This window comes from Actinokineospora baliensis (assembly GCF_016907695.1).
In the GTDB taxonomy this organism is placed as follows: Bacteria; Actinomycetota; Actinomycetes; order Mycobacteriales; family Pseudonocardiaceae; genus Actinokineospora; species Actinokineospora baliensis.
This window is the reverse complement of the sequence record NZ_JAFBCK010000001.1, coordinates 6172829-6191636: the sequence shown is the minus strand read 5'-3', so window position 1 is coordinate 6191636 and position 18808 is coordinate 6172829. Positions and strand designations below refer to the sequence as shown.

Sequence of the window (18808 nt, the reverse complement as noted above, 5' to 3'; positions counted from 1 at the left end):
GTGAAGAAAATCGTGGCGGCACTCGCCGCGGCGGGCTTCGTGGTGGGCGGTGCGGTGCTCGCGCCGGTTGTCTCCGCGGCCCCGCAGGCCAAGCCCGCGCCCAACCAGGTGAACTACGACCCCGCGCCGATCGCGTGGGGCACCTGCGCCAGCCCCGGCCTGGCCAGGCGCGGCGCGCAGTGCGGTTTCCTGGAGGTACCGCTCGACTACGCCAAGCCGTCCGGCACCAAGATCAAGCTGGCGGTGTCGCGGATCGCGGCGAAGGCGCCAGCCGAGCAGTACCAGGGCGTCATGATCACCAACCCCGGTGGTCCCGGCGGCTCCGGCCTGACCCTGTCGGTGCTCGGCGAGTTCGTGCCCAACGGCGCGGGCGAGTTCTACGACTGGATCGGCTTCGACCCGCGCGGCGTCGGCTCCAGCCAGCCCGCGCTGGCCTGCGACGGCACCTACTTCGCCTACAACCGGCCGTTCTACGTGCCCGCCACCAGCAAGCTGGAGCAGACCTGGCTGACCAGGTCCAAGAACTACGCCAAGGCCTGCGACACCGCGGGTGGCGACCTGCTCGACAACGTCAAGACCACCGACACGGTCAACGACATCGACGTGCTGCGCAAGGCGCTCAAGCAGGAGAAGATCAACTACTACGGCTTCTCCTACGGCACCTACCTGGGCCAGGTGTACGCCACGCTCTACCCCGAGCGCGTCCGCCGGATGGTCCTCGACGGCAACGTCGACCCCCGCAAGGTGTGGTATCAGGCCAACCTGGACCAGGACGTCGCCTTCGACCGCAACATCAAGATCTACTTCGACTGGATCGCCAAGAACGACTCGGTCTACCACCTGGGCAAGACGGGTCGCCAGGTCGAGGCGAAGTTCTACGGCGAGCAGCTCAAGTTCATCGCCAAGCCCGCTGGCGGCATCATCGGCCCCGACGAGTGGACCGACATCTTCCTGCAGGCCGGGTACTACGTGTTCGGCTGGGAGGACGTGGCCAACGCGTTCTCGGCGTGGGTCAACGACGGCGACTACTCCGGCCTCAAGGATCTCTACGACGCCTCCAACGGCCAGGGCCCCGGCACCGACAACGGCTTCGCGATGTACCTGGCCACCCAGTGCACCGACGTCCAGTGGCCCACCTCGTGGACCAGGTGGCAGATCGACAACTGGATCACCCACATCCGCGCCCCGTTCGAGACCTGGGGCAACGCCTGGTTCAACGCCCCCTGCCTGTACTGGGGCGGCAAGGTCGGCAAGCCGGTCGAGGTCGACGGCTCCAAGGCCCCGCCGATCCTGCTGCTGAGCGAAACCCTCGACGCGGCCACCCCCTACGAGGGCAGCCTCGAGGTCCGCAACCGCTTCCCCAAGTCCGCCCTCATCGAGGGCGTCGGCGGCACCACCCACTCCGGCTCCCTCAACGGGATCCCCTGCGTGGACGACAAGATCGCCGACTACCTGACCTCGGGCAAGCTCCCCGCCCGCAAGCCCGGCAAGCGCTCCGACGCCCAGTGCGACCCGCTCCCGCAGCCGGTCCCCGCTGCCGCCGCCCAGCGCAAGGCCACCCTGGCCCCCGCCGACATCACCCGAGCCGACCTCCAAAAGCTCATCCTCGGCGTCCGCCACTAACCGAATAGCCCCACCCCCCTTGAGGGCGACCGCGACAACCTCGCGGCCGCCCTCAAGGCTTTTCAGGAGCCAGTGACAAACCTCAGAAGCCGCCGGTGCCAGAACAACCCACCGAGCTGACCCACCCAACCCAGCCCCCCCGAGTCAGCCCCGCCACCCAAACCCAAGCCACCGAGTCAGCCCCGCCACCCAAACCCAAGCCACCGAGTCAGCCCATCCAAACCCAGCCCACCGAGCCAACCCCGCCAACCCCGCCCACCGAGCCAACCCCGCCAGCCCGACCACTGGACACTCGGAACACGCTGGTGCCAGATGCTCGATGGGGTGGACCTGTTTTGTGTGGGGGGACGATAGTCGTAGCCTTGCCTCGCTGCAGGGCCATGCTTTTCGGCCCCTGCTTTGCGGTCCTGCCACGGCTGTCGTAGGGGCCCCACGCAAAACAGGTCCACCACATCGAGCCCGCACTTAAATCGCGGATCGGCATGCAAGGTCGCGAAGCGACGAGCCGATGATCCGACGGCGAAGCCGAAACAAGAGACCCGCCCTCACCCGGTCAAGATGTGCTTCAACGCCTCCCGCCGCGACAACCCCGACAGGCCAGGATGTGCCTCAACAAACCCCCGTACCCAGTCAGCGTCCACCCGCGCGTACTGCCGCAGCGCCCACCCGATCCCCTTGCGCAAGAAGAAGTCCCCGTCCGCCTCGTTCGCTTCCACCGCGAACGCCAGCAGGGCCAGGTCGGTTTCCCCCTTCGCCCCCAATTGGCAGATCACCGCTACCCGCCGTTTCCAGCGGTCCTCGGACACCGCCCACTCGCGCATCACCGGGGTGACCGCGTCCCGCTGGGCCATGAGCAGCGACCCGATGTGGCGGCTGGCGAGTTCGTCCACATAGTCCCACCAGGCGCCGGTGACGACGAATTCCTCGTACAGGGGCAAGAGGTCGAGTTCCTGCCAGCGCGGGTACCGGCGCAGCAGGTCCAGGGCGACGTAGCGTTCTTCGCGGTGGGTGGCTTCTCGCCAGAGGCGGCGGATGACGTCGAGCCACTCGGCTCTGGTGTGGAGGGCGGGGAGTTGGCGGACCAGGGCGTCCCTGGCGGGTTTGGGGACGCCGCGGAAGGGCATGTCGGACTTCATGTAGCGCTGCATGTCCGGTGCCCGGCCGGGGTCGCCCGCCGAGGCGAGGCGGGTGCGTATGTCGGAGGCCAAGTCCACAGTGGCACGTTACCGGGGGCCGGGGTGCCCCACGCGGGACACCCCGGCCGCGGGGTCAGTCGCCGAGCGGGTTGAGCAGGTCCGCCTTGCCCTCGAAGGCGAACAGCAGCAGGTCGGTCATCCGGAACGTGGTCGAGTCCGGGCCCAGTGCCGGGCGCCACCACGGTTCCCGGACGATCGAGGCGCGGCTGGCCTCGATCGCGCGGTGGAAGACCTCCGCCACGATCCGACCGCCGACCTGGCCCAGGACACCGTTGTTGAGCTCGGCCTCGCGCAGCACGTAGAACCACAGCGGCGTGTCCGACGACACTTCTGCCCGTTGTTCCGGCGACAGCCCGCTCAGCGACGCGCCGCCAGCGCCCTCGACGATCTGCTCGGTGGTGAGCGGTGTCACGCCGAACAGGGCCGCGAGTTGTTGGCCGCTGGCGAGTTCGACCATGCTCGCGCGGGTCAGGTTGCGGAACGCGAGGTTGCGGTGGACGGCGGGGAACGCGGTGCCCCGACCGCCGAAGGTGCCCGCTGGCAGCTGGTCAAGCGGGTCCACCAGGACCGTGTCGATCCGCTTCGCCGCGTTGCCGCCGCCTTCGGGAGCCGCGAGATCGGGACGGCCCGCCTCGGTGAAGTCGTACAGGCGGCGGAAATCGGCGATCCAGTTGGTCGGCAACCGGTCGACGGTGCCGGAGTTCGGATCGTCCAACTCGGACAGCGAGCCGCCGGTGAAGTTGCCGCTGACGCCGGTGAAGGTGAACAGCAGCGGCAGCGTGCCCAGCGGGCCGGGGCCGCCGGTGCGGAACACGCGGTTCCACTCGTAGGCGTCGCGCACCATGCTGTGGCCCATGCGGTACGCGGCGACGGAGAACTCGACCGGCATCGTCGGTCGCCGGGTGCGGTTGTGGCCGTTGGCCTCGAAGAACCGGCGGCCACCGGTGAACACCTCGTGCACGATCTCCGGGTCGACCACGCGCGGCAGGAAATCGGTGCGCAACATCCACTGGTAGTGCTTGACCACCTGTTCGCGCGCGGCCTCGAACAACCGGCGCTCGTTCATCCCCGACAGCGCCAGGTCGTCCACGACGCGGTTGTGGAACCGGATGAACGCCAGGTGCGTCTGCGCGACGGCCAGGTTCTCGTCGTTGCGCAGGTCCGGGATCAGCGGCTCGCGCCGGTCGGCCCCGGTCCCCGAGGTGCCGCCCTTGCGGGGCAGGTCGAAGCCCTCCAGGTCGACCCGCACCCGGTCGTCGGGGAAGTCGGTCGCCGACGTGGTGCCGACCTTGAGCTTGACCTGGTCCTCGGCGTAGAAGCGCCGGTCGTGGCGGTCGAGCGGGCCGCGGCCGTAGAGCGAGTCCAGGTCCAGCGCGGGCGAGCGGCCCTGCACCAGCTCGTCCACCGTGACCTCGGACCCGAGCTGGGTCGCGGTCCTGTCGATGGTCAGGTCGTGGTCGACGAACTGGCCGAGGTAGGTGAAACCGGCCGGGATCGACCCGTCCGGCTGCGCGGCCCCGGCTTCGGTGATGGCGGTGGCCAGCGCGGTGCGCAGCGCCTCGTCGGTCCGGTTGCCCTTCGGGCCGAGGCGGGAGAAGCGGAATCGGCGCAGTTCCTCCTCGGTGGACGGCGCGCGGGTCAGCGGGGTGCCGTCCGCGGTCGACTCCACCACCCCTTCGCCGACGATGAGGAAACTGTCTCTGGCATGGCGTCGAGCCATTGGTGAACCCCCACTGTCCGGCCGGGGGACCACACGGCGGCCCCCGGGAGAAAGGGGCGAGCGGGTACCGCGCCGTACCGAGTTCCCTCCCCAGAGAACCGGCGCCGGTACCGAACTCCTCCCCGCGGCCAGGCTACCGGAAAATGGTGCCCCGCCTCCTGAGGAATGCGCGCATGACTTATTTCCGCACGTATGCGGAAAAGGAGTTCAGTCCGCGTGCCCGGTCGGCGGTTTGCGCGTCGCGAGCTGCAGCGCGACGTCCACCAGGTCCGTCCGGTCCACTGTGGACACCTCGGCCAGGTCGACCCAGGCGGCCATGTCGGTCGACCCGTCCTGTTCGAAGGTCAGCTCCCCGCCGGTGATCGTCGCCGCGTACACCACCCGCAGCCCGTGCCAGTCGGTCGCGTTGCCCGCCCTGGTCAGCGCTCGCCGCAGCCCGGTGCGCTCGAACCGGCGGCGCACCGAGTGGATGCCCAGCAGCGCGTCCACCCGCACCGCGTACCCGGTCTCCTCGGCCACCTCGCGCACCACCGCGTCCAGCGGGTCCTCGCCGTGGTCGATCCCGCCGCCGGGCAGCGTCCACTTCTTCTCGGTGCGCCCCACCCACCTGGCGAGCAGGATCTTCTCCGCCTCGACGCACACGGCGTAGGCCGCCACCCGCAGGGACCGGTTCACAGGAGGTCAACCTACCCAAGCGGGTGACGCGGCGGGGTAGCGTGCGGCCATGGCAGCGGACGCGATCGTCATCGGCGCGGGGGTCATCGGGCTCAGCACCGCCATCCGGCTGGCCGACTCCGGCGCGCGGGTTCGGGTGTGGGCCGCCGAACCGCCCGCGGAGACCACCTCGGCCGTGGCGGCCGCGTTGTGGGGACCCGACTTCACCGACCCGGGGCGCGCGTGGGCCTACGCCACCCAGCCCGAGCTGACCGGGCTCGCCGCCGACCCGGCGACCGGTGTGCACCTGTGCCGTGGCACCCAGGCCTCCGACATCCAGGACGAACCGCCGCCGTGGGTGGACCGGCTGCCCGAGGTCCGGATGCTGGAGCCGGACGAGCTGCGGCCGGGCATGCGCGTCGGCATGAAGACCACCGTGCCCGTCGTCGACATGCCCCGCTACCTCGACCACCTGGTCGCGCGGTTGGACGTCGAGATCGAGATCCGCCGGGTCGCCTCGCTGGCCGAACCCGCGGCCGAGGCGCCCGTGGTGGTCAACTGCACCGGCGTCGGCGCCAGGGAACTGGCGGGCGACGAGGGCGTGCGGCCGTTCTGGGGCCAGCACGTCGTCGTCGAGAACCCCGGGCTCGACGAGTACTACATCGAGGCCGTCCTCGGCGACGAGTGGGCCGGGTTCTTCCCGCACGGCGACCACGTCGTGCTGGGCGGCATCACCCGCCCCGACGTGTGGGACCGCACCCCGGACGCGCTGGTCGCCGCCGGGATCATCGCTCGCTGCTCTGCCGTGGAGCCGAGGCTGGCCGACGCCGGGGTGGTCGAGCACCGGGTCGGGCTGCGGCCGTGGCGGGCCACGCCGCGGCTAGAAGCCGAACGGGTCGGCGAGGCGCTGGTGGTGCACAACTACGGGCACGGCGGCATGGGCGTCAGCCACTCGTGGGGGAGCGCGGACGCCGTCCTCGCCCTCGTCTGAGCGCCCCACCGGTCTGACTTAGACTGGGCACTCGTGTCGACCTCCCCGATGATCGCCCCCAGCATCCTGTCTGCGGACTTCGCCAGGCTCGCCGACGAGCTCGCCGCCATCGAGGGGGCCGACTGGGTCCACGTGGACGTGATGGACGCGCACTTCGTGCCGAACCTGACGCTGGGCCTGCCGATCGTCGAGTCGCTGCTCAAGGTGACCGACATCCCGATGGACTGCCACCTGATGATCTCCGACCCCGACCGGTGGGCGGTCGGGTACGCCGAGGCGGGCGCGCACAACGTCACCGTGCACGTCGAGGCCGCCACCGACCCGGTCCGCATCGCCCGCGACCTGCGCGCCGCCGGTGCCAAGGCGGGCCTTTCGGTCAAGCCGGGCACCCCGATCGAGCCGTACCTGGAGATCCTGCCCGAGTACGACACCCTGCTGGTGATGTCGGTCGAGCCCGGGTTCGGCGGCCAGAGCTTCATCGCCGAGGTGCTCGACAAGGTCCGCACGCTGCGCCGCTTGGTGGACACCGGCCACCTCAACCTGCTGGTCGAGATCGACGGCGGCATCAACGCCGACACCGTCGAGCTGGCCGCCGAGGCGGGCGTCGACTGCTTCGTGGCGGGCTCGGCCGTCTACGGCGCCGCCGACCCGGCCCGCGCGATCACCGCGCTGCGTGACCAGGCCCGCTCCGCCAACCACCGCTTCGTCCCGGCCTGACCCGCGGGCCCGGCCGCCCTGGAGTCCACTGTGGACCGGCGACTTCCGGTCGACCCGCTGCCGGGAGGCGGGCCCGAGCTGGGAGACTGTCCGGCGTGGAGTACAGCCTGGCCGCGGCGATGCGGTCTGCGGTGGCGCTGGCCGAGCAGGTGCGGGGGTCGACCAGTCCCAACCCGCCCGTGGGGTGCGTCGTGCTGGATTCCTCGGGCGTGCCTATAGGCGAGGGCGCCACACAGCCACCTGGTGGGCCGCACGCTGAGGTGATGGCGTTGCGCGCGGCGGGGGAGCGGGCCAGAGGTGGGACCGCGGTGGTCACCCTTGAGCCCTGCGCGCACCACGGCCGCACCCCACCCTGCACCGACGCTCTTATCGCGGCCGGAGTGGCGAAGGTCGTCTACGCGGTGTCCGACCCGAACCCCGTCGCGTCCGGCGGTGCCACAACGCTGCGCGAGGCGGGCGTCCAGACCCAAGCCGGGCTGCTCGCCGACGAGGTCAGCAGAGGTCCGCTCAGGGCGTGGTTGCACTTCGTCACACACGGTCGACCGCACGTGACGTGGAAGTACGCCGCGACCCTCGACGGACGGGTCGCCGCCGCCGATGGGACCAGTCGGTGGATCAGTTCGGCGGAATCGCGCGAAGAGGTGCACGAGCTGCGCAGGCGGGTGGACGCCATTGTGGTCGGAACCGGAACGGTCATGATCGACAATCCCACTTTGACCGCGCGCGCTGCGGATGGAACACCGGAGGCCCGGCAGCCGTTGCGGGTTGTCGTGGGACACACCGACCTGCCCGAGGGGGCCAGGGTGCTCGACGACAGCGCCGAGACCCTGCTGGCGCGCACGCACGACCCGGCCGAAGTGCTGGCCGAGTTGCACGCGCGCGGGGTGGTCGACGTCCTGCTCGAAGGCGGGCCGACGCTGGCAGGCGCGTTCGTGGGGGCGGGGCTGGTCGACCGGGTCCTGGTCTACCTCGCGCCCACCCTGCTCGGCGGCGGGCCTGTGGCGTTGGGCGCATCCGGGGTGTCGACCATCACCGAGGCACACCGGCTGGCCGTCGAAGAGGTCACCATGAGCGGACCGGACGTGCGGATCTCCGCGGTCCCGGTCCGGAACTGAGGAGGAGCCGCCGGTGTTCACCGGGATCGTCGAGGAACGCGGCCAGGTCGTCGCGGTGGAGCAGTTGGCAGAGGCCGCGCGGGTCACCATCGCCGGGCCGCTGGTCACCAGCGACGCCAAGCGCGGCGACTCGATCGCGGTCAACGGGGTCTGCCTGACCGTGGTCGAGCACGCCGAGGGCGCGTTCACCGCCGACGTCATGCACGAGACCCTGCTCCGCAGCAGCCTCGACGGGGTCGCCGCGGGGGACGCGGTGAACCTGGAGCGCGCCGCCGCCGTGGGGCAGCGCTTCGGCGGGCACATCGTGCAGGGCCACGTGGACGGCACAGCGGAGCTGGTGTCGCGGGCGCCGTCGCAGCACTGGGACGTGGTGCGGTTCAGCCTGCCCGCCCACCTGGCCCGCTACGTGGTGGAGAAGGGCTCGATCACCGTCGACGGGGTCTCGCTGACCGTCGTCGAGGTGGGGGCGGACTGGTTCACCGTGAGCCTGATCCCCGAGACGCTGCGCGCCACCACCCTGGGTCTTCGCGAACCGGGGGACCGGGTGAACCTCGAGGTGGACGTGATCGCGAAGTACGTGGAAAAGCTGGCCGGGCCACACCTGGCCGCCGAGGAGGGGGACCGGTGAGCGATTTCGCCGCCATCGAGCGAGCCATCGCCGACATCGCCGACGGCAAGGCCGTGGTGGTGGTCGACGACGAGGACAGGGAGAACGAGGGCGACCTCATCTTCGCCGCCGAGAAGTGCACCCCCGAGCTGCTGGCCTTCATGGTCCGCTACACCTCGGGCTACATCTGCGTGCCGCTGACCGAGGCCGACTGCGCCCGGCTGGACCTGCCGCCGATGTTCCACACCAACCAGGACGTCCGGGGCACCGCGTACACCGTCACCGTCGACGCCGCCGAGGGCGTGTCCACCGGCATCTCCGCCGCCGATCGCGCGTACACGATCCGGCTGCTGGCCGACGAGACCACCACCCCCAAGGACTTCAACCGGCCCGGCCACGTGGTGCCGCTGCGCGCCAAGGAGGGCGGCGTGCTGCGCCGCCCCGGCCACACCGAGGCCGCGATCGACCTGGCCAGGATGGCCGGGCTGCGGCCTGCGGGCGTGCTCTGCGAGATCGTGTCGCAGAAGGACGAGGGCGAGATGGCCCGCTACGACGAGCTGGTGGTCTTCGCCGCCGAGCACGACCTGGCGATCATCACCATCGCCGACCTGATCGCCTACCGCCGCCGCACCGAGAAGCAGGTCGACCGGGTCGCCGAGGCCAGGATCCCGACCGCGCACGGCGCCTTCCGGGCGGTCGGCTACGACAGCCGCCTCGACGGCATCGAGCACGTCGCGCTGGTCTACGGCGACATCGGCGACGGCGAGAGCGTGCTGGTCCGGGTGCACTCCGAGTGCCTGACCGGCGACGTGTTCGGGTCGCTGCGCTGCGACTGCGGCCCGCAGTTGGACGCCGCGCTGGAGGCCGTCGCCGCCGAGGGCCGGGGCGTGGTGCTCTACATGCGCGGCCACGAGGGCCGCGGCATCGGCCTCATGCACAAGCTACAGGCCTACCAGCTGCAGGACGACGGCGCGGACACCGTCGACGCCAACCTCGCGCTCGGCGTGCCCGCCGACGCCCGCGACTACGGCACCGGCGCCCAGATCCTGGTCGACCTCGGCGTGAAGTCGATGCGGCTGCTCACCAACAACCCCGCCAAGCGGGTCGGCCTGGAGGGCTACGGGCTCACCGTGGTCGACCGGGTGCCGCTGTCGGTGTGGCCCAACCCGGAGAACCTGCGGTACCTGCGCACCAAGCGCGACCGGATGGGCCACGAGCTGGGCAACCTGGAGCAGTACGAGATCGGGTCCGTCGGCTCGGCGGCGGGGGAGGACGCGTGAGCGGCGAGGGCAGGCCGGAGCAGGGCGTCCCCGACAGCACCGGCATCCGGCTGGGCATCGCGGCGACCCGCTGGCACGCGGGGATCACCGACCAGCTGCTCGCCCGCGCGCTCGCCGCCGCCGAGGAGGCGGGCATCGAGGAGCCCACCGTCGTGCGGGTGCCCGGCGCGGTCGAACTGCCGGTCGTGTGCCAGGAACTCGCCCGCCACCACGACGCCGTGGTCGCGCTCGGTGTGGTCGTGCGCGGCGGCACCCCGCACTTCGAGTACGTCTGCGACGCGGTCACCGCGGGGCTGACCAGGGTGGCGCTCGACGAGTCGACCCCGGTGGGCAACGGCGTGCTGACGGTCAACACCGAGGACCAGGCGCTGGACCGGGCCGGGCTGCCCGGGTCGGCCGAGGACAAGGGCTACGAGGCGTGCGCGGCGGCCCTCGAGTCCGCGCTCGTGCTGCGCGGGCTGCGCCAGCCGTGGACCGAGCGGGGCTTCGAATGACCGCCCGCCCGCGCAAGGTCTGGTTCGTGACCGTGCCCATCGCGGTCGTGTTCATCGGCGTGTTCGTGGTCGTCGCCGTCCTGCTGCGGGGCAGCGGCACCGGGGTGTACTTCCAGGTGTCCGACCAGCTGGCCATGGTCGGCATCGGGGTGCTGCTCGCGGCGGGCGTGCTGTGGCTGACCTGGCCCAAGGTCACCGCAGACGAGGACGGGATCACCGTGCGCAACCTGCTCGGCCGCACCAGGTACCCGTGGACGGCGGTGCGCGGCATCAGCTTCCCCGACGGCGCGGCGTGGGCACGGCTGGAGCTGCCCGACGACGAGTACGTGCCGGTCATGGCCGTGCAGTCGATCGACGGGGCCCGCGCGGTCGAGGCCATCCGCGAGCTGCGCCGACTGCACCGCGTCGCCACCACCGGGTGACGTGGTGGCCACCCCGGTGGCAACCGGGGTAGCATCAGTGGTGTGAAACTGAGTGTGAGCCTGCCGGACGTCGATGTGCGGTTCATCGACGAGTACCTGGCCCGCTTCGACGCGGCGACCAGGTCCTCGGTGATCCAGCTCGCCATCGGCCTGCTGCGCGAGACGGCGATGCGCGACGAGTACGCCCAGGCCTTCGCCGAGTGGGACGCCGAGGACGACGCCGCCCTGTGGGAGTCGACGGTCGCCGATGCGCCGAGGTGACATCCACCTGGTGGACCTGGACCCCAGCCGGGGCTCGGAGGCCAACAAGGTCCGCCCCGCCGTGATCGTCAGCAACGACGCCGCCAACCAAGCCGCCCACCGCACCGGCCGCGGCGTCGTCACCGTCATCCCCATCACCTCCAACACCACCCGCGTCTTCCCCTTCCAGGTCCTGCTCCCCGGCCCCGACTGCGGCTTGGTCGCCGACTCCAAAGCCCAGGCCGAACAGGTCCGCTCCATCGCCACCGCCCGCCTGGGGCGCCGCTTGGGACGGGTACCCGGGCCGCTGCTGGCGGCGGTGGATGAGGCGTTGCGGGTGCACCTGGGGCTCTGATCGGTTCCTGTGCGCGCACTGTGGTTGCCTTTGGAGATGGTGGTGGCTGGGGGCGGGTGAGTGCCTGCCTGGGTGCGCCGGGCATGACAGGCCCGCTCCATCGCCACCGCCAGCCTCGGGCGGGTGTCTGCGTCGCTGCTCATGGCGGTGGATGAGGCGTTGCGGGTGTACTTGGGGCTCTGATCGGTTCCGGCGGTCCGCGGCTGCGTGGCGAGCCGTGTCGCCCGGCTGGGCATAGTGGCCTTTCGCCTGCGTGGGCGCACCGGGCTTGGCAGGCCGTTCCCATCGCCTCCGCCACCTGCCCGGGGTGCTGTCCCGCCGCTTGCGGCGGTGCACGGGGGCGCTTGGGCGGGTGGATCAGGTGGCGGTGTTGTGTCGTCGGTGGCCGTTCCCGGCCGCTTGTATTGCGGACCGGAGCCACCCCGTCGCCGCTGCTGGCCTTGGCCGTTCCTCTGCTCCATCGTCACCGCCCGCTTGGGGCGGGTGCCCGCGTCGCTGCTCACAGCGGTGGATGAGGCGTTGCGGGTGCACCTGGGGCTCTGATCGGTTCCTGTGCGCGCACTGTGAATACCCCCGATCGGTGAACCGGTCGGGAGGCGCCCGCGTTGGCCTCGGTGTATCCCTGGACTGATTTCCGAGGAGGCCCAGCGTGACTGTTGTCGATCCCACCACCGTCGATTCCGGCGTTCCGACGACGACCAACACCCCGCCCGAGCGCAACCGCAGGCAGGTCCTGTGCGGCCTGATGGTCGCCCTGGTGGCGCCCGGTGTGCTCGCCGCGTGTGGCACCAGCGACTCGCCGAGCGGGAGCACGACCGGTACGACCGGGGGTGGCACCACCGGGGGTGGGGCGACGACCGGTGGCGCGACGACGGGGGGAGGGGCGAGCGGGGCGTTGAGCACGGTCGCGGCGATCCCCGACGGGGGTGGGGTGTTGGTCGACAACCCGTCCGGCGGCAAGATCCTGCTCGTGCGCTCGGGCGGCACCGTCAAGGGGTTCGACCCGTCGTGCCCGCACCAGGGGGCGACCGTGGACCCGCCCAAGAACGGGGTGATCACCTGCCCCCGGCACTTCAGCACGTTCGACGCCGGTACCGGGGCGCGCACCGCGGGGCAGGCGCAGACCGGGCTCAAGAGCATCGCGGTCAAGGTCGACGGCGACAGCGTCGTGCTCGGCTGAGCACCCGGAGCCACCCCTACCGGCCGCTCGCTCCACAGTGGACGGTAGGGGTGGTCCGGACGGCGTCCGGACCCAGGTCCGTTCGGGTTATGGATTCACCGGATCACCGGTGGTTGAGTCAAGGTCAACCCATCACCCTGACCCGGGGGGACCCATGCCAGCCATCCGAGTTCTCGGTCTCGTCACGGGGGTGGTGCTGGCCGCGGGCCTGGTCGCCGCCCCGCAGGCCGTCGCCGACGACCGCCCGACCGCCGTCGTGTCCCTCGGCGACAGCGCCATCTCCGGGGAGGGCGCGGGCGACTACGAGCCGGGCACCCGCGGCGAGAACGGCAACTGGTGCCACCGCTCGGCGAACGCGCTGATCCACAAGACGCAGCTCGCCCAGCGCACCGTCAACCTCGCCTGCTCCGGTGCCGACGCCGCCAACGTCTCGCTCGCCGACACCACGCACTACACCGAGGGCTCCCAGGCGCGCAGGCTGATCGACGTCGCCAAGGCCAACCGGGTGGTGGCGGTCGTGCTGCAGGTCGGCGCGAACGACGACCCGGCCTTCGCCGACACCCTCGTCGGGTGCATCAAGAAGTGGTTCAACCCGTTCGGCTCCGGCTGCGCCAAGGACCTGCGCACGCAGTGGCCTGCCAGGTTGACCGCGATGGCCCCCAAGGTCGAGCGCGCGGTCGCCGACGTCAAGTCCGCGATGCGCCAGGCCGGGTACGCCGACGGCAGCTACCGGTTCGTCATCACCTCGTACGCCTCCCCGGTCACCGAGAAGATGGACGCGATCAACCACGGACCCCAGGGCTGCCCACTGCGTCTGGCCGACGCCGGCTACGGTCGCACGGAGGCCGTGCCGCAGTTCGCCGAGGCCTACCGCGGCATCGCCGCCAGGAACGGACTGTCCTACTTGGACCTGTCGCGGGCCACCGAGGGCCGCGAGGCCTGCAGCGGCGGCGACAACTCCGCCACCGAGTGGCAGAACCGCGTCCTGGTCGACCCGTACGCGTGGGTCTTCGGCGGCCTCGACTCGGTCGGCATCCACATGGCGCAGCAATCCTTCCACCCCAACGCCCGCGGCCACGCCCAGCTCGGCCGCTGCGTCACCGAGTTCGTCAACGCCGGTACCCCCACCGCCCGCTGCCTGATCGGCTCCGACGGCAACCTGCACGCCGTGGCCTAGGCGACGACCGGTCGGCTCACCCCCGTCGGGCGGGTGAGCCGACTGTCGGTGGGCAGCCGTAGGGTTGTCGTGTGCCTGACCCGACCACCTACCGACCTTCGCCTGGGACGATTCCGGACGCACCCGGGGTCTACAAGTTCCGCGATCCCGGGGGCCGGGTCATCTACGTCGGCAAGGCCAAGAGCCTGCGCTCCAGGCTGAACTCGTACTTCGCCGACATCACCTCGCTGCACCCGCGCACCAGGCAGATGGTGACCACCGCGGGTGGCGTCGAGTGGACCGTGGTGTCCACCGAGGTCGAGGCGCTGCAGCTCGAGTACAACTGGATCAAGGAGTTCGACCCGCGGTTCAACGTCCGCTACCGCGACGACAAGTCCTACCCCGTGCTGGCGGTGACGCTCAACGAGGAGTACCCCCGCCTGCACGTCTACCGCGGCCCCCGGCGCAAGGGCGTGCGCTACTTCGGCCCGTACGCGCACGCCTGGGCGATCCGCGAGACGCTGGACCTGCTGCTGCGGGTGTTCCCCGCGCGCACCTGCTCCAAGGGCGTGTTCAAGCGGCACGGCCAGATCGGCCGCCCCTGCCTGCTCGGCTACATCGACAAGTGCTCGGCGCCGTGCGTCGGCAAGGTCGACGAGACCGAGCACCGGGCCATCGTCGAGGACTTCTGCGACTTCCTCTCCGGCAGGACCGACGCCATGGTCCGGCGGTTGGAGCGGGAGATGGCCGCCGCCTCCGCCGAGTTGGAGTTCGAGCGGGCGGCCCGGCTGCGCGACGACATCGGGGCGCTGCGGCGGGCGCTGGAGAAGCAGGCCGTGGTCTTCGGTGACGGCACCGACGCCGACGTGGTCGCCTTCGCCTTCGACGAGCTCGAGGCGGCCGTCCAGATCTTCCACGTGCGCGGCGGCCGGGTCCGCGGCCAGCGCGGCTGGGTGATCGACCGGCTCGACGACGGCGACGAGCAGTCCCCGGTGGCCAACCTGGTCGACCGGTTGCTGTCGCAGTTCTACGGCGACCAGGCCGAGTTGGCCGACGAGAGCAACCCGGTGCCGCGCGAGATCCTGGTCCCGGAACTGCCCGACGACGCCGAGGCGATCACCGACTGGCTCAGCGGTCTGCGCGGGTCCAAGGTCGCGCTGCGGGTGCCGCAGCGCGGGGACAAGCGCGCGCTGATGGAGACCGTCGAGCGCAACGCCAAGGAAGCGTTCACCCAGCACAAGCTGCGCCGGGCGGGCGACCTGACCGCCCGCTCCGCCGCGCTGCAGGAACTGCAGGAGGCGCTGGGCCTGGACACCGCGCCGCTGCGCATCGAGTGCGTCGACATCTCGCACATCCAGGGCAGCGACGTGGTCGCCTCCCTGGTGGTCTTCGAGGACGGGTTGGCCCGCAAGTCCGAGTACCGGCGCTTCGCCATCCGCGAGGCCGCCACCGAGGGCGACGTCGCCTCGATCGCCGAGGTGGTCCGCCGCCGCTTCGCCAAGCACCGCGCCAAAGACCAGCCGGACGGCCAACCCGACGACCAGCCGGTGGAGCCCGACCAGGCGGAACCGGTGGGGCAGGACACCCCGGAGGTCGTCCTGCCCGAGCCGCGGCCGGGCATCGACCCGGAGACCGGCAGGCCCAAGCGGTTCGCTTACCCGCCCAACCTGCTGGTCGTCGACGGCGCCGGTCCGCAGGCGAATGCCGCCGCCGACGTCCTGGCCGACCTGGGCGTCACCGATGTCGCGGTGATCGGCCTGGCCAAGCGGCTGGAGGAGGTCTGGCTGCCCGCGGACCCCGAGCCCGCCATCCTGCCGCGCACCAGCGAAGCGCTCTACCTGCTGCAGCGGGTCCGCGACGAGGCGCACCGGTTCGCCATCGGCTACCACCGGCAGAAGCGGTCCAAGAAGCTCAGCGTGTCCGCCCTCGACGACATCCCCGGCCTCGGCCAGGGCCGCAAAGCGGTGCTGATCAAGCACTTCGGCTCGCTCAAACGGCTGCGGGCGGCCAGCATCGACGAGATCAGCGGGGTGCCCGGTATCGGGGCGGCCACCGCCAAGGCAGTGCACAGCGCGCTGGCGGGTGAGGCCGCCGCGCCGATGAAGGCAGAGGACCAACAGCAGTGAGCACCGAAACCCCCGGCCCCGGCATCGAGGTCGCCGTCGTCACCGGTCTGTCCGGGGCGGGCCGCAGCACCGCGGCCAAGTGCCTCGAGGACCTCGGCTGGTTCGTCGTGGACAATCTGCCGCCGGAGCTGATCTCCACCATGGTCGAGCTCGGCTCCCAGGCCCGCGGGGTGATCACCAAGGTCGCGGTGGTGATGGACGTGCGCAGCCGCGCCTTCACCGAGGACCTCTCGGCGATCATCAAGGACCTCGACGCCAAGGGCTACCGGCCGCGGGTGCTGTTCCTGGAGGCCACCACCGACGTGCTGGTCCGCCGGTTCGAGCACGTCCGCCGCGGCCACCCGATGCAGGGCGAGGGCAGGCTCATCGACGGCATCGGCGCCGAGCGCGAGCTGCTGCGCCCGCTGCGCGAGGAGGCCGATCTGGTCCTGGACACCTCCACCCTGTCGGTGCACCAGCTGCGCGCCAAGATCGAGGACGCGTTCGGCTCCGACGCCGCGGCCACCACCCGGGTCACCGTGCTGTCCTTCGGCTACAAGTACGGCCTGCCGATGGACGCCGACCTGGTGATGGACGTGCGGTTCCTGCCCAACCCGTTCTGGATCCCCGAGCTCAAGGACCAGACCGGCCGCGACTCCGACGTGCGCAACTACGTGCTCAGCCAGGAGGGCGCCGACGAGTTCCTCGACCGCTACCACGAGCTGCTGCGGCTCATCGGCGCGGGCTACCGGCGCGAGGGCAAGCGGTACCTGACCCTGGCCATCGGCTGCACCGGCGGCAAGCACCGCAGCGTGGCGATCTCCGAGGAACTGGCGCGGCGGCTGGCCGACGAGGACGGCATGGCGGTCAAGGTCGTGCACCGCGACCTGGGGCGCGAGTGACGGCCGAGCCCGCGCGGGACCTGCGGGTGGTCGCCCTCGGCGGCGGCCACGGCCTGCACGTGACGCTCAGCGCGTCGCGGCTGATCACCCCCGACGTCACCGCCGTGGTCACCGTCGCCGACGACGGCGGCTCCTCCGGTCGGCTGCGCCGCGAACTGGGCCTGCTCCCGCCCGGCGACCTGCGCAAGGCGCTGACCGCCCTCGCGGGCGACGACGGCCCGTGGCCCGCGGTGTTCGAACACCGCTTCGGCGGCACCGGTGCCCTGGCCGGGCACGCCGTCGGCAACCTGGTGCTGGCCGGGCTGCTGGAGGTCATCGGCGACCCGGTCGAGGCGCTCGCCGAGGCCGCCAAGCTGATGGGCGTCACCGGCCGGGTGCTGCCCATGTCGACCGACCCGCTCGACATCGAGGCCGAGGTCACCGGCCTTGAGGAGGACCCGGACACGGTCCGGCGCATCCGCGGCCAGGTCGCGGTGGCCACCACGCCCGGGCTGGTCCGCCGGATCCGGCTGCACAACACCAACCGCAAGACCGAGCCGCCCGCGGCCTGCCCGCAGGCCGTCGCCGCCGTCCGGGAGGCCGACGTGGTGCTGCTCGGCCCGGGGTCGTGGTTCACCAGCGTGCTGCCGCACCTGCTGGTCCCCGAACTGCACGAGGCGCTGGTCGACACCGCCGCTGCCCGGGTCGTCGTGCTCAACCTGGTCCCCCAACCGGGGGAAACCGCGGGGTTCTCCCCGGAGCGCCACCTCGACGTACTCTGCGAGCACGCGCCCCGGCTGCGGGTCGACGCGGTCATCGCCGACGCCGACTCCGTGTCCACCCCGGACCGGCTCCGACGTGCGGCCTCGGTGCTCGGCGCGGACATGTGGCTGGACCCGGTCGCCGCCTCGGCCAGCCCCGACCGGCACGACCCGGCGGCACTGGCCGCCAGCCTGCGGCGGGCGATCACCTCGGTGAGGGCGCGCTGAACCCGCCCGGCGCTCGTGGTGGGATGTACCGGCGCCCGAACCGGGGCCGGGAGAGGAGGACCCCGTGGCGATGACCGCCGCAGTCAAGGACGAGCTCAGCAGGCTGGCCGTGGCCAAGACCTGTTGCCGCCGCGCCGAGGTGTCCTCGCTGCTGCGCTTCGCCGGGGGCCTGCACATCGTGGCGGGCCGGGTGGTCGTCGAGGCCGAACTGGACACCGGCGCCACCGCCAGGCGGCTGCGCAAGGAGATCCACGAGCTCTACGGCCACCACGCCGACGTCCACGTGATCACCTCCGGCGGCCTGCGCAAGGGCACCCGCTACGTCGTGCGCGTGGTCAAGGACGGCGACGGGCTGGCCAGGCAGACCGGCCTGCTCGACCCGCGCGGCCGCCCGGTCCGCGGCCTGCCCGCCCCCGTGGTCTCCGGCGGCGTCTGCGACGCCGAGGCCGCCTGGCGCGGCGCGTTCCTGGCGCACGGCTCGCTCACCGAACCCGGCCGCTCGTCGGCGCTGGAGATCACCTGCCCCGGCCCCGAGGCCGCGCTGGCCATCGTCGGCGCCGCCCGCCGGATGGGCATCGCCGCCAAGTCCCGCGAGGTCCGCGGCGCCGACCGCGTCGTCGTGCGCGACGGCGACGCCATCGGCGCCCTGCTGACCCGCCTCGGCGCCCACTCCAGCGTGCTCGCCTGGGAAGAGCGCCGGATGCGCCGCGAGGTCCGAGCCACCGCCAACCGCCTGGCCAACTTCGACGACGCCAACCTCCGCCGCTCCGCCCGCGCCGCCGTCGCCGCCGCCGCCCGCGTCCAGCGCGCAATGGAGATCCTCGGCCCCGACGCCCCCGAACACCTCACCGCGGCGGGTGAGCTGCGCCTGCAGAACAAGCAGGCCTCCCTCGAGGAACTCGGCCAACTCTCCGACCCCCCCATGACCAAGGACGCCGTCGCGGGCCGCATCCGCCGCCTCCTGGCCATGGCCGACAAACGCGCCAAGGACCTCGGCCTCCCCGACACCGAATCCGCCGTCACCCCCGACATGCTCGAAGCCGACGCCTGACCCCACGCCCGGTGGGCAACCCACCAACAACC

At 71.8% G+C, this 18808-nt stretch carries 19 protein-coding genes; 16 read left to right on the top strand and 3 right to left on the bottom strand.

What is annotated here, in order from left to right:
• Positions 1 to 1623, top strand: a complete 1623-nt coding sequence (locus JOD54_RS27510; protein ID WP_204454716.1) for an alpha/beta hydrolase — start codon at positions 1 to 3, stop codon at positions 1621 to 1623.
• Between the two features lie 545 nt (positions 1624 to 2168).
• Here JOD54_RS27510 and JOD54_RS27505 read toward each other — a convergent pair.
• The 3 genes from JOD54_RS27505 to JOD54_RS27495 form a co-directional block, all read right to left on the bottom strand.
• Positions 2169 to 2837, bottom strand: a complete 669-nt coding sequence (locus JOD54_RS27505) for a DNA alkylation repair protein (RefSeq protein WP_204454714.1) — start codon at positions 2835 to 2837, stop codon at positions 2169 to 2171.
• Between the two features lie 55 nt (positions 2838 to 2892).
• Entirely contained in the window at positions 2893 to 4539 is a 1647-nt protein-coding gene (locus JOD54_RS27500; protein WP_204454712.1) for a peroxidase family protein, read from the bottom strand.
• 207 nt (positions 4540 to 4746) lie between these two features.
• The gene (locus JOD54_RS27495; RefSeq protein ID WP_204454710.1) at positions 4747 to 5214 is read right to left on the bottom strand and encodes an NUDIX hydrolase; all 468 of its coding nucleotides are present in this window, start codon (positions 5212 to 5214) and stop codon (positions 4747 to 4749) included.
• Between the two features lie 49 nt (positions 5215 to 5263).
• Between JOD54_RS27495 and JOD54_RS27490 the strand changes: the two genes are divergently transcribed.
• The 15 genes from JOD54_RS27490 (at position 5264) to whiA (ending at position 18776) form a co-directional block, all read left to right on the top strand.
• On the top strand, positions 5264 to 6184 hold the full coding sequence (locus JOD54_RS27490) for an NAD(P)/FAD-dependent oxidoreductase (protein ID WP_204454708.1): 921 nt from the start codon (positions 5264 to 5266) through the stop codon (positions 6182 to 6184).
• A 48-nt stretch (positions 6185 to 6232) separates the two neighbouring features.
• A complete protein-coding gene (rpe, locus tag JOD54_RS27485) occupies positions 6233 to 6901 on the top strand; it encodes a ribulose-phosphate 3-epimerase (RefSeq protein WP_204456694.1) in 669 nt (222 codons plus the stop codon).
• 119 nt (positions 6902 to 7020) lie between these two features.
• Complete coding sequence (gene ribD, locus JOD54_RS27480) at positions 7021 to 8016, top strand: bifunctional diaminohydroxyphosphoribosylaminopyrimidine deaminase/5-amino-6-(5-phosphoribosylamino)uracil reductase RibD (RefSeq protein WP_204456692.1); 996 nt, start codon at positions 7021 to 7023, stop codon at positions 8014 to 8016.
• Between the two features lie 13 nt (positions 8017 to 8029).
• Positions 8030 to 8644, top strand: coding sequence for a riboflavin synthase (locus tag JOD54_RS27475; protein WP_204454706.1), 615 nt, complete (start codon positions 8030 to 8032; stop codon positions 8642 to 8644).
• Positions 8641 to 9903: a bifunctional 3,4-dihydroxy-2-butanone-4-phosphate synthase/GTP cyclohydrolase II gene (locus JOD54_RS27470; RefSeq protein ID WP_204454704.1), complete on the top strand. Its 1263-nt coding sequence runs from the start codon at positions 8641 to 8643 to the stop codon at positions 9901 to 9903. Before JOD54_RS27475 ends, JOD54_RS27470 begins: the two co-directional genes overlap by 4 nt.
• Complete coding sequence (gene ribH / locus JOD54_RS27465; RefSeq protein ID WP_204454702.1) at positions 9900 to 10397, top strand: 6,7-dimethyl-8-ribityllumazine synthase; 498 nt, start codon at positions 9900 to 9902, stop codon at positions 10395 to 10397. The genes JOD54_RS27470 and ribH overlap by 4 nt, the downstream gene beginning before the upstream one ends.
• Complete coding sequence (locus JOD54_RS27460) at positions 10394 to 10819, top strand: PH domain-containing protein (protein ID WP_204454700.1); 426 nt, start codon at positions 10394 to 10396, stop codon at positions 10817 to 10819. Before ribH ends, JOD54_RS27460 begins: the two co-directional genes overlap by 4 nt.
• A gap of 42 nt (positions 10820 to 10861) precedes the next feature.
• Complete coding sequence (locus JOD54_RS27455; RefSeq protein ID WP_204454698.1) at positions 10862 to 11080, top strand: antitoxin; 219 nt, start codon at positions 10862 to 10864, stop codon at positions 11078 to 11080.
• Entirely contained in the window at positions 11067 to 11414 is a 348-nt protein-coding gene (locus JOD54_RS27450; protein ID WP_204454696.1) for a type II toxin-antitoxin system PemK/MazF family toxin, read from the top strand. Before JOD54_RS27455 ends, JOD54_RS27450 begins: the two co-directional genes overlap by 14 nt.
• 649 nt (positions 11415 to 12063) lie before the next feature.
• The gene (locus tag JOD54_RS27445) at positions 12064 to 12594 is read left to right on the top strand and encodes a Rieske (2Fe-2S) protein (protein WP_307860333.1); all 531 of its coding nucleotides are present in this window, start codon (positions 12064 to 12066) and stop codon (positions 12592 to 12594) included.
• Between the two features lie 154 nt (positions 12595 to 12748).
• Positions 12749 to 13771, top strand: coding sequence for a GDSL-type esterase/lipase family protein (locus JOD54_RS27440; protein WP_204454694.1), 1023 nt, complete (start codon positions 12749 to 12751; stop codon positions 13769 to 13771).
• A 71-nt stretch (positions 13772 to 13842) separates the two neighbouring features.
• Positions 13843 to 15876: an excinuclease ABC subunit UvrC gene (gene uvrC / locus JOD54_RS27435; protein WP_204454691.1), complete on the top strand. Its 2034-nt coding sequence runs from the start codon at positions 13843 to 13845 to the stop codon at positions 15874 to 15876.
• Positions 15873 to 16757 carry an RNase adapter RapZ gene (gene rapZ / locus JOD54_RS27430; RefSeq protein ID WP_204454689.1) on the top strand — a complete coding sequence of 295 codons (885 nt, stop codon included), beginning with the start codon at positions 15873 to 15875 and terminating at the stop codon, positions 16755 to 16757. The genes uvrC and rapZ overlap by 4 nt, the downstream gene beginning before the upstream one ends.
• 20 nt (positions 16758 to 16777) lie before the next feature.
• Positions 16778 to 17725 (top strand): gluconeogenesis factor YvcK family protein, encoded by a 948-nt coding sequence (locus JOD54_RS27425; RefSeq protein WP_204456687.1) that lies wholly within the window; start codon positions 16778 to 16780, stop codon positions 17723 to 17725.
• A 64-nt stretch (positions 17726 to 17789) separates the two neighbouring features.
• The gene (gene whiA, locus JOD54_RS27420; RefSeq protein ID WP_092780362.1) at positions 17790 to 18776 is read left to right on the top strand and encodes a DNA-binding protein WhiA; all 987 of its coding nucleotides are present in this window, start codon (positions 17790 to 17792) and stop codon (positions 18774 to 18776) included.
• Positions 18777 to 18808: the final 32 nt, after the last annotated feature.

Coding starts and splice junctions, on each gene's coding strand:
- JOD54_RS27490 (WP_204454708.1), top strand. CDS start 5,264: ATGGCAGCGGACGCGATCGTCATCGGCGCGGGGGTCATCGGGCTCAGC.
- rpe (WP_204456694.1), top strand. CDS start 6,233: ATGATCGCCCCCAGCATCCTGTCTGCGGACTTCGCCAGGCTCGCCGAC.
- ribD (WP_204456692.1), top strand. CDS start 7,021: ATGCGGTCTGCGGTGGCGCTGGCCGAGCAGGTGCGGGGGTCGACCAGT.
- JOD54_RS27450 (WP_204454696.1), top strand. CDS start 11,067: ATGCGCCGAGGTGACATCCACCTGGTGGACCTGGACCCCAGCCGGGGC.
- JOD54_RS27460 (WP_204454700.1), top strand. CDS start 10,394: ATGACCGCCCGCCCGCGCAAGGTCTGGTTCGTGACCGTGCCCATCGCG.
- JOD54_RS27440 (WP_204454694.1), top strand. CDS start 12,749: ATGCCAGCCATCCGAGTTCTCGGTCTCGTCACGGGGGTGGTGCTGGCC.
- JOD54_RS27500 (WP_204454712.1), bottom strand. CDS start 4,539: ATGGCTCGACGCCATGCCAGAGACAGTTTCCTCATCGTCGGCGAAGGG.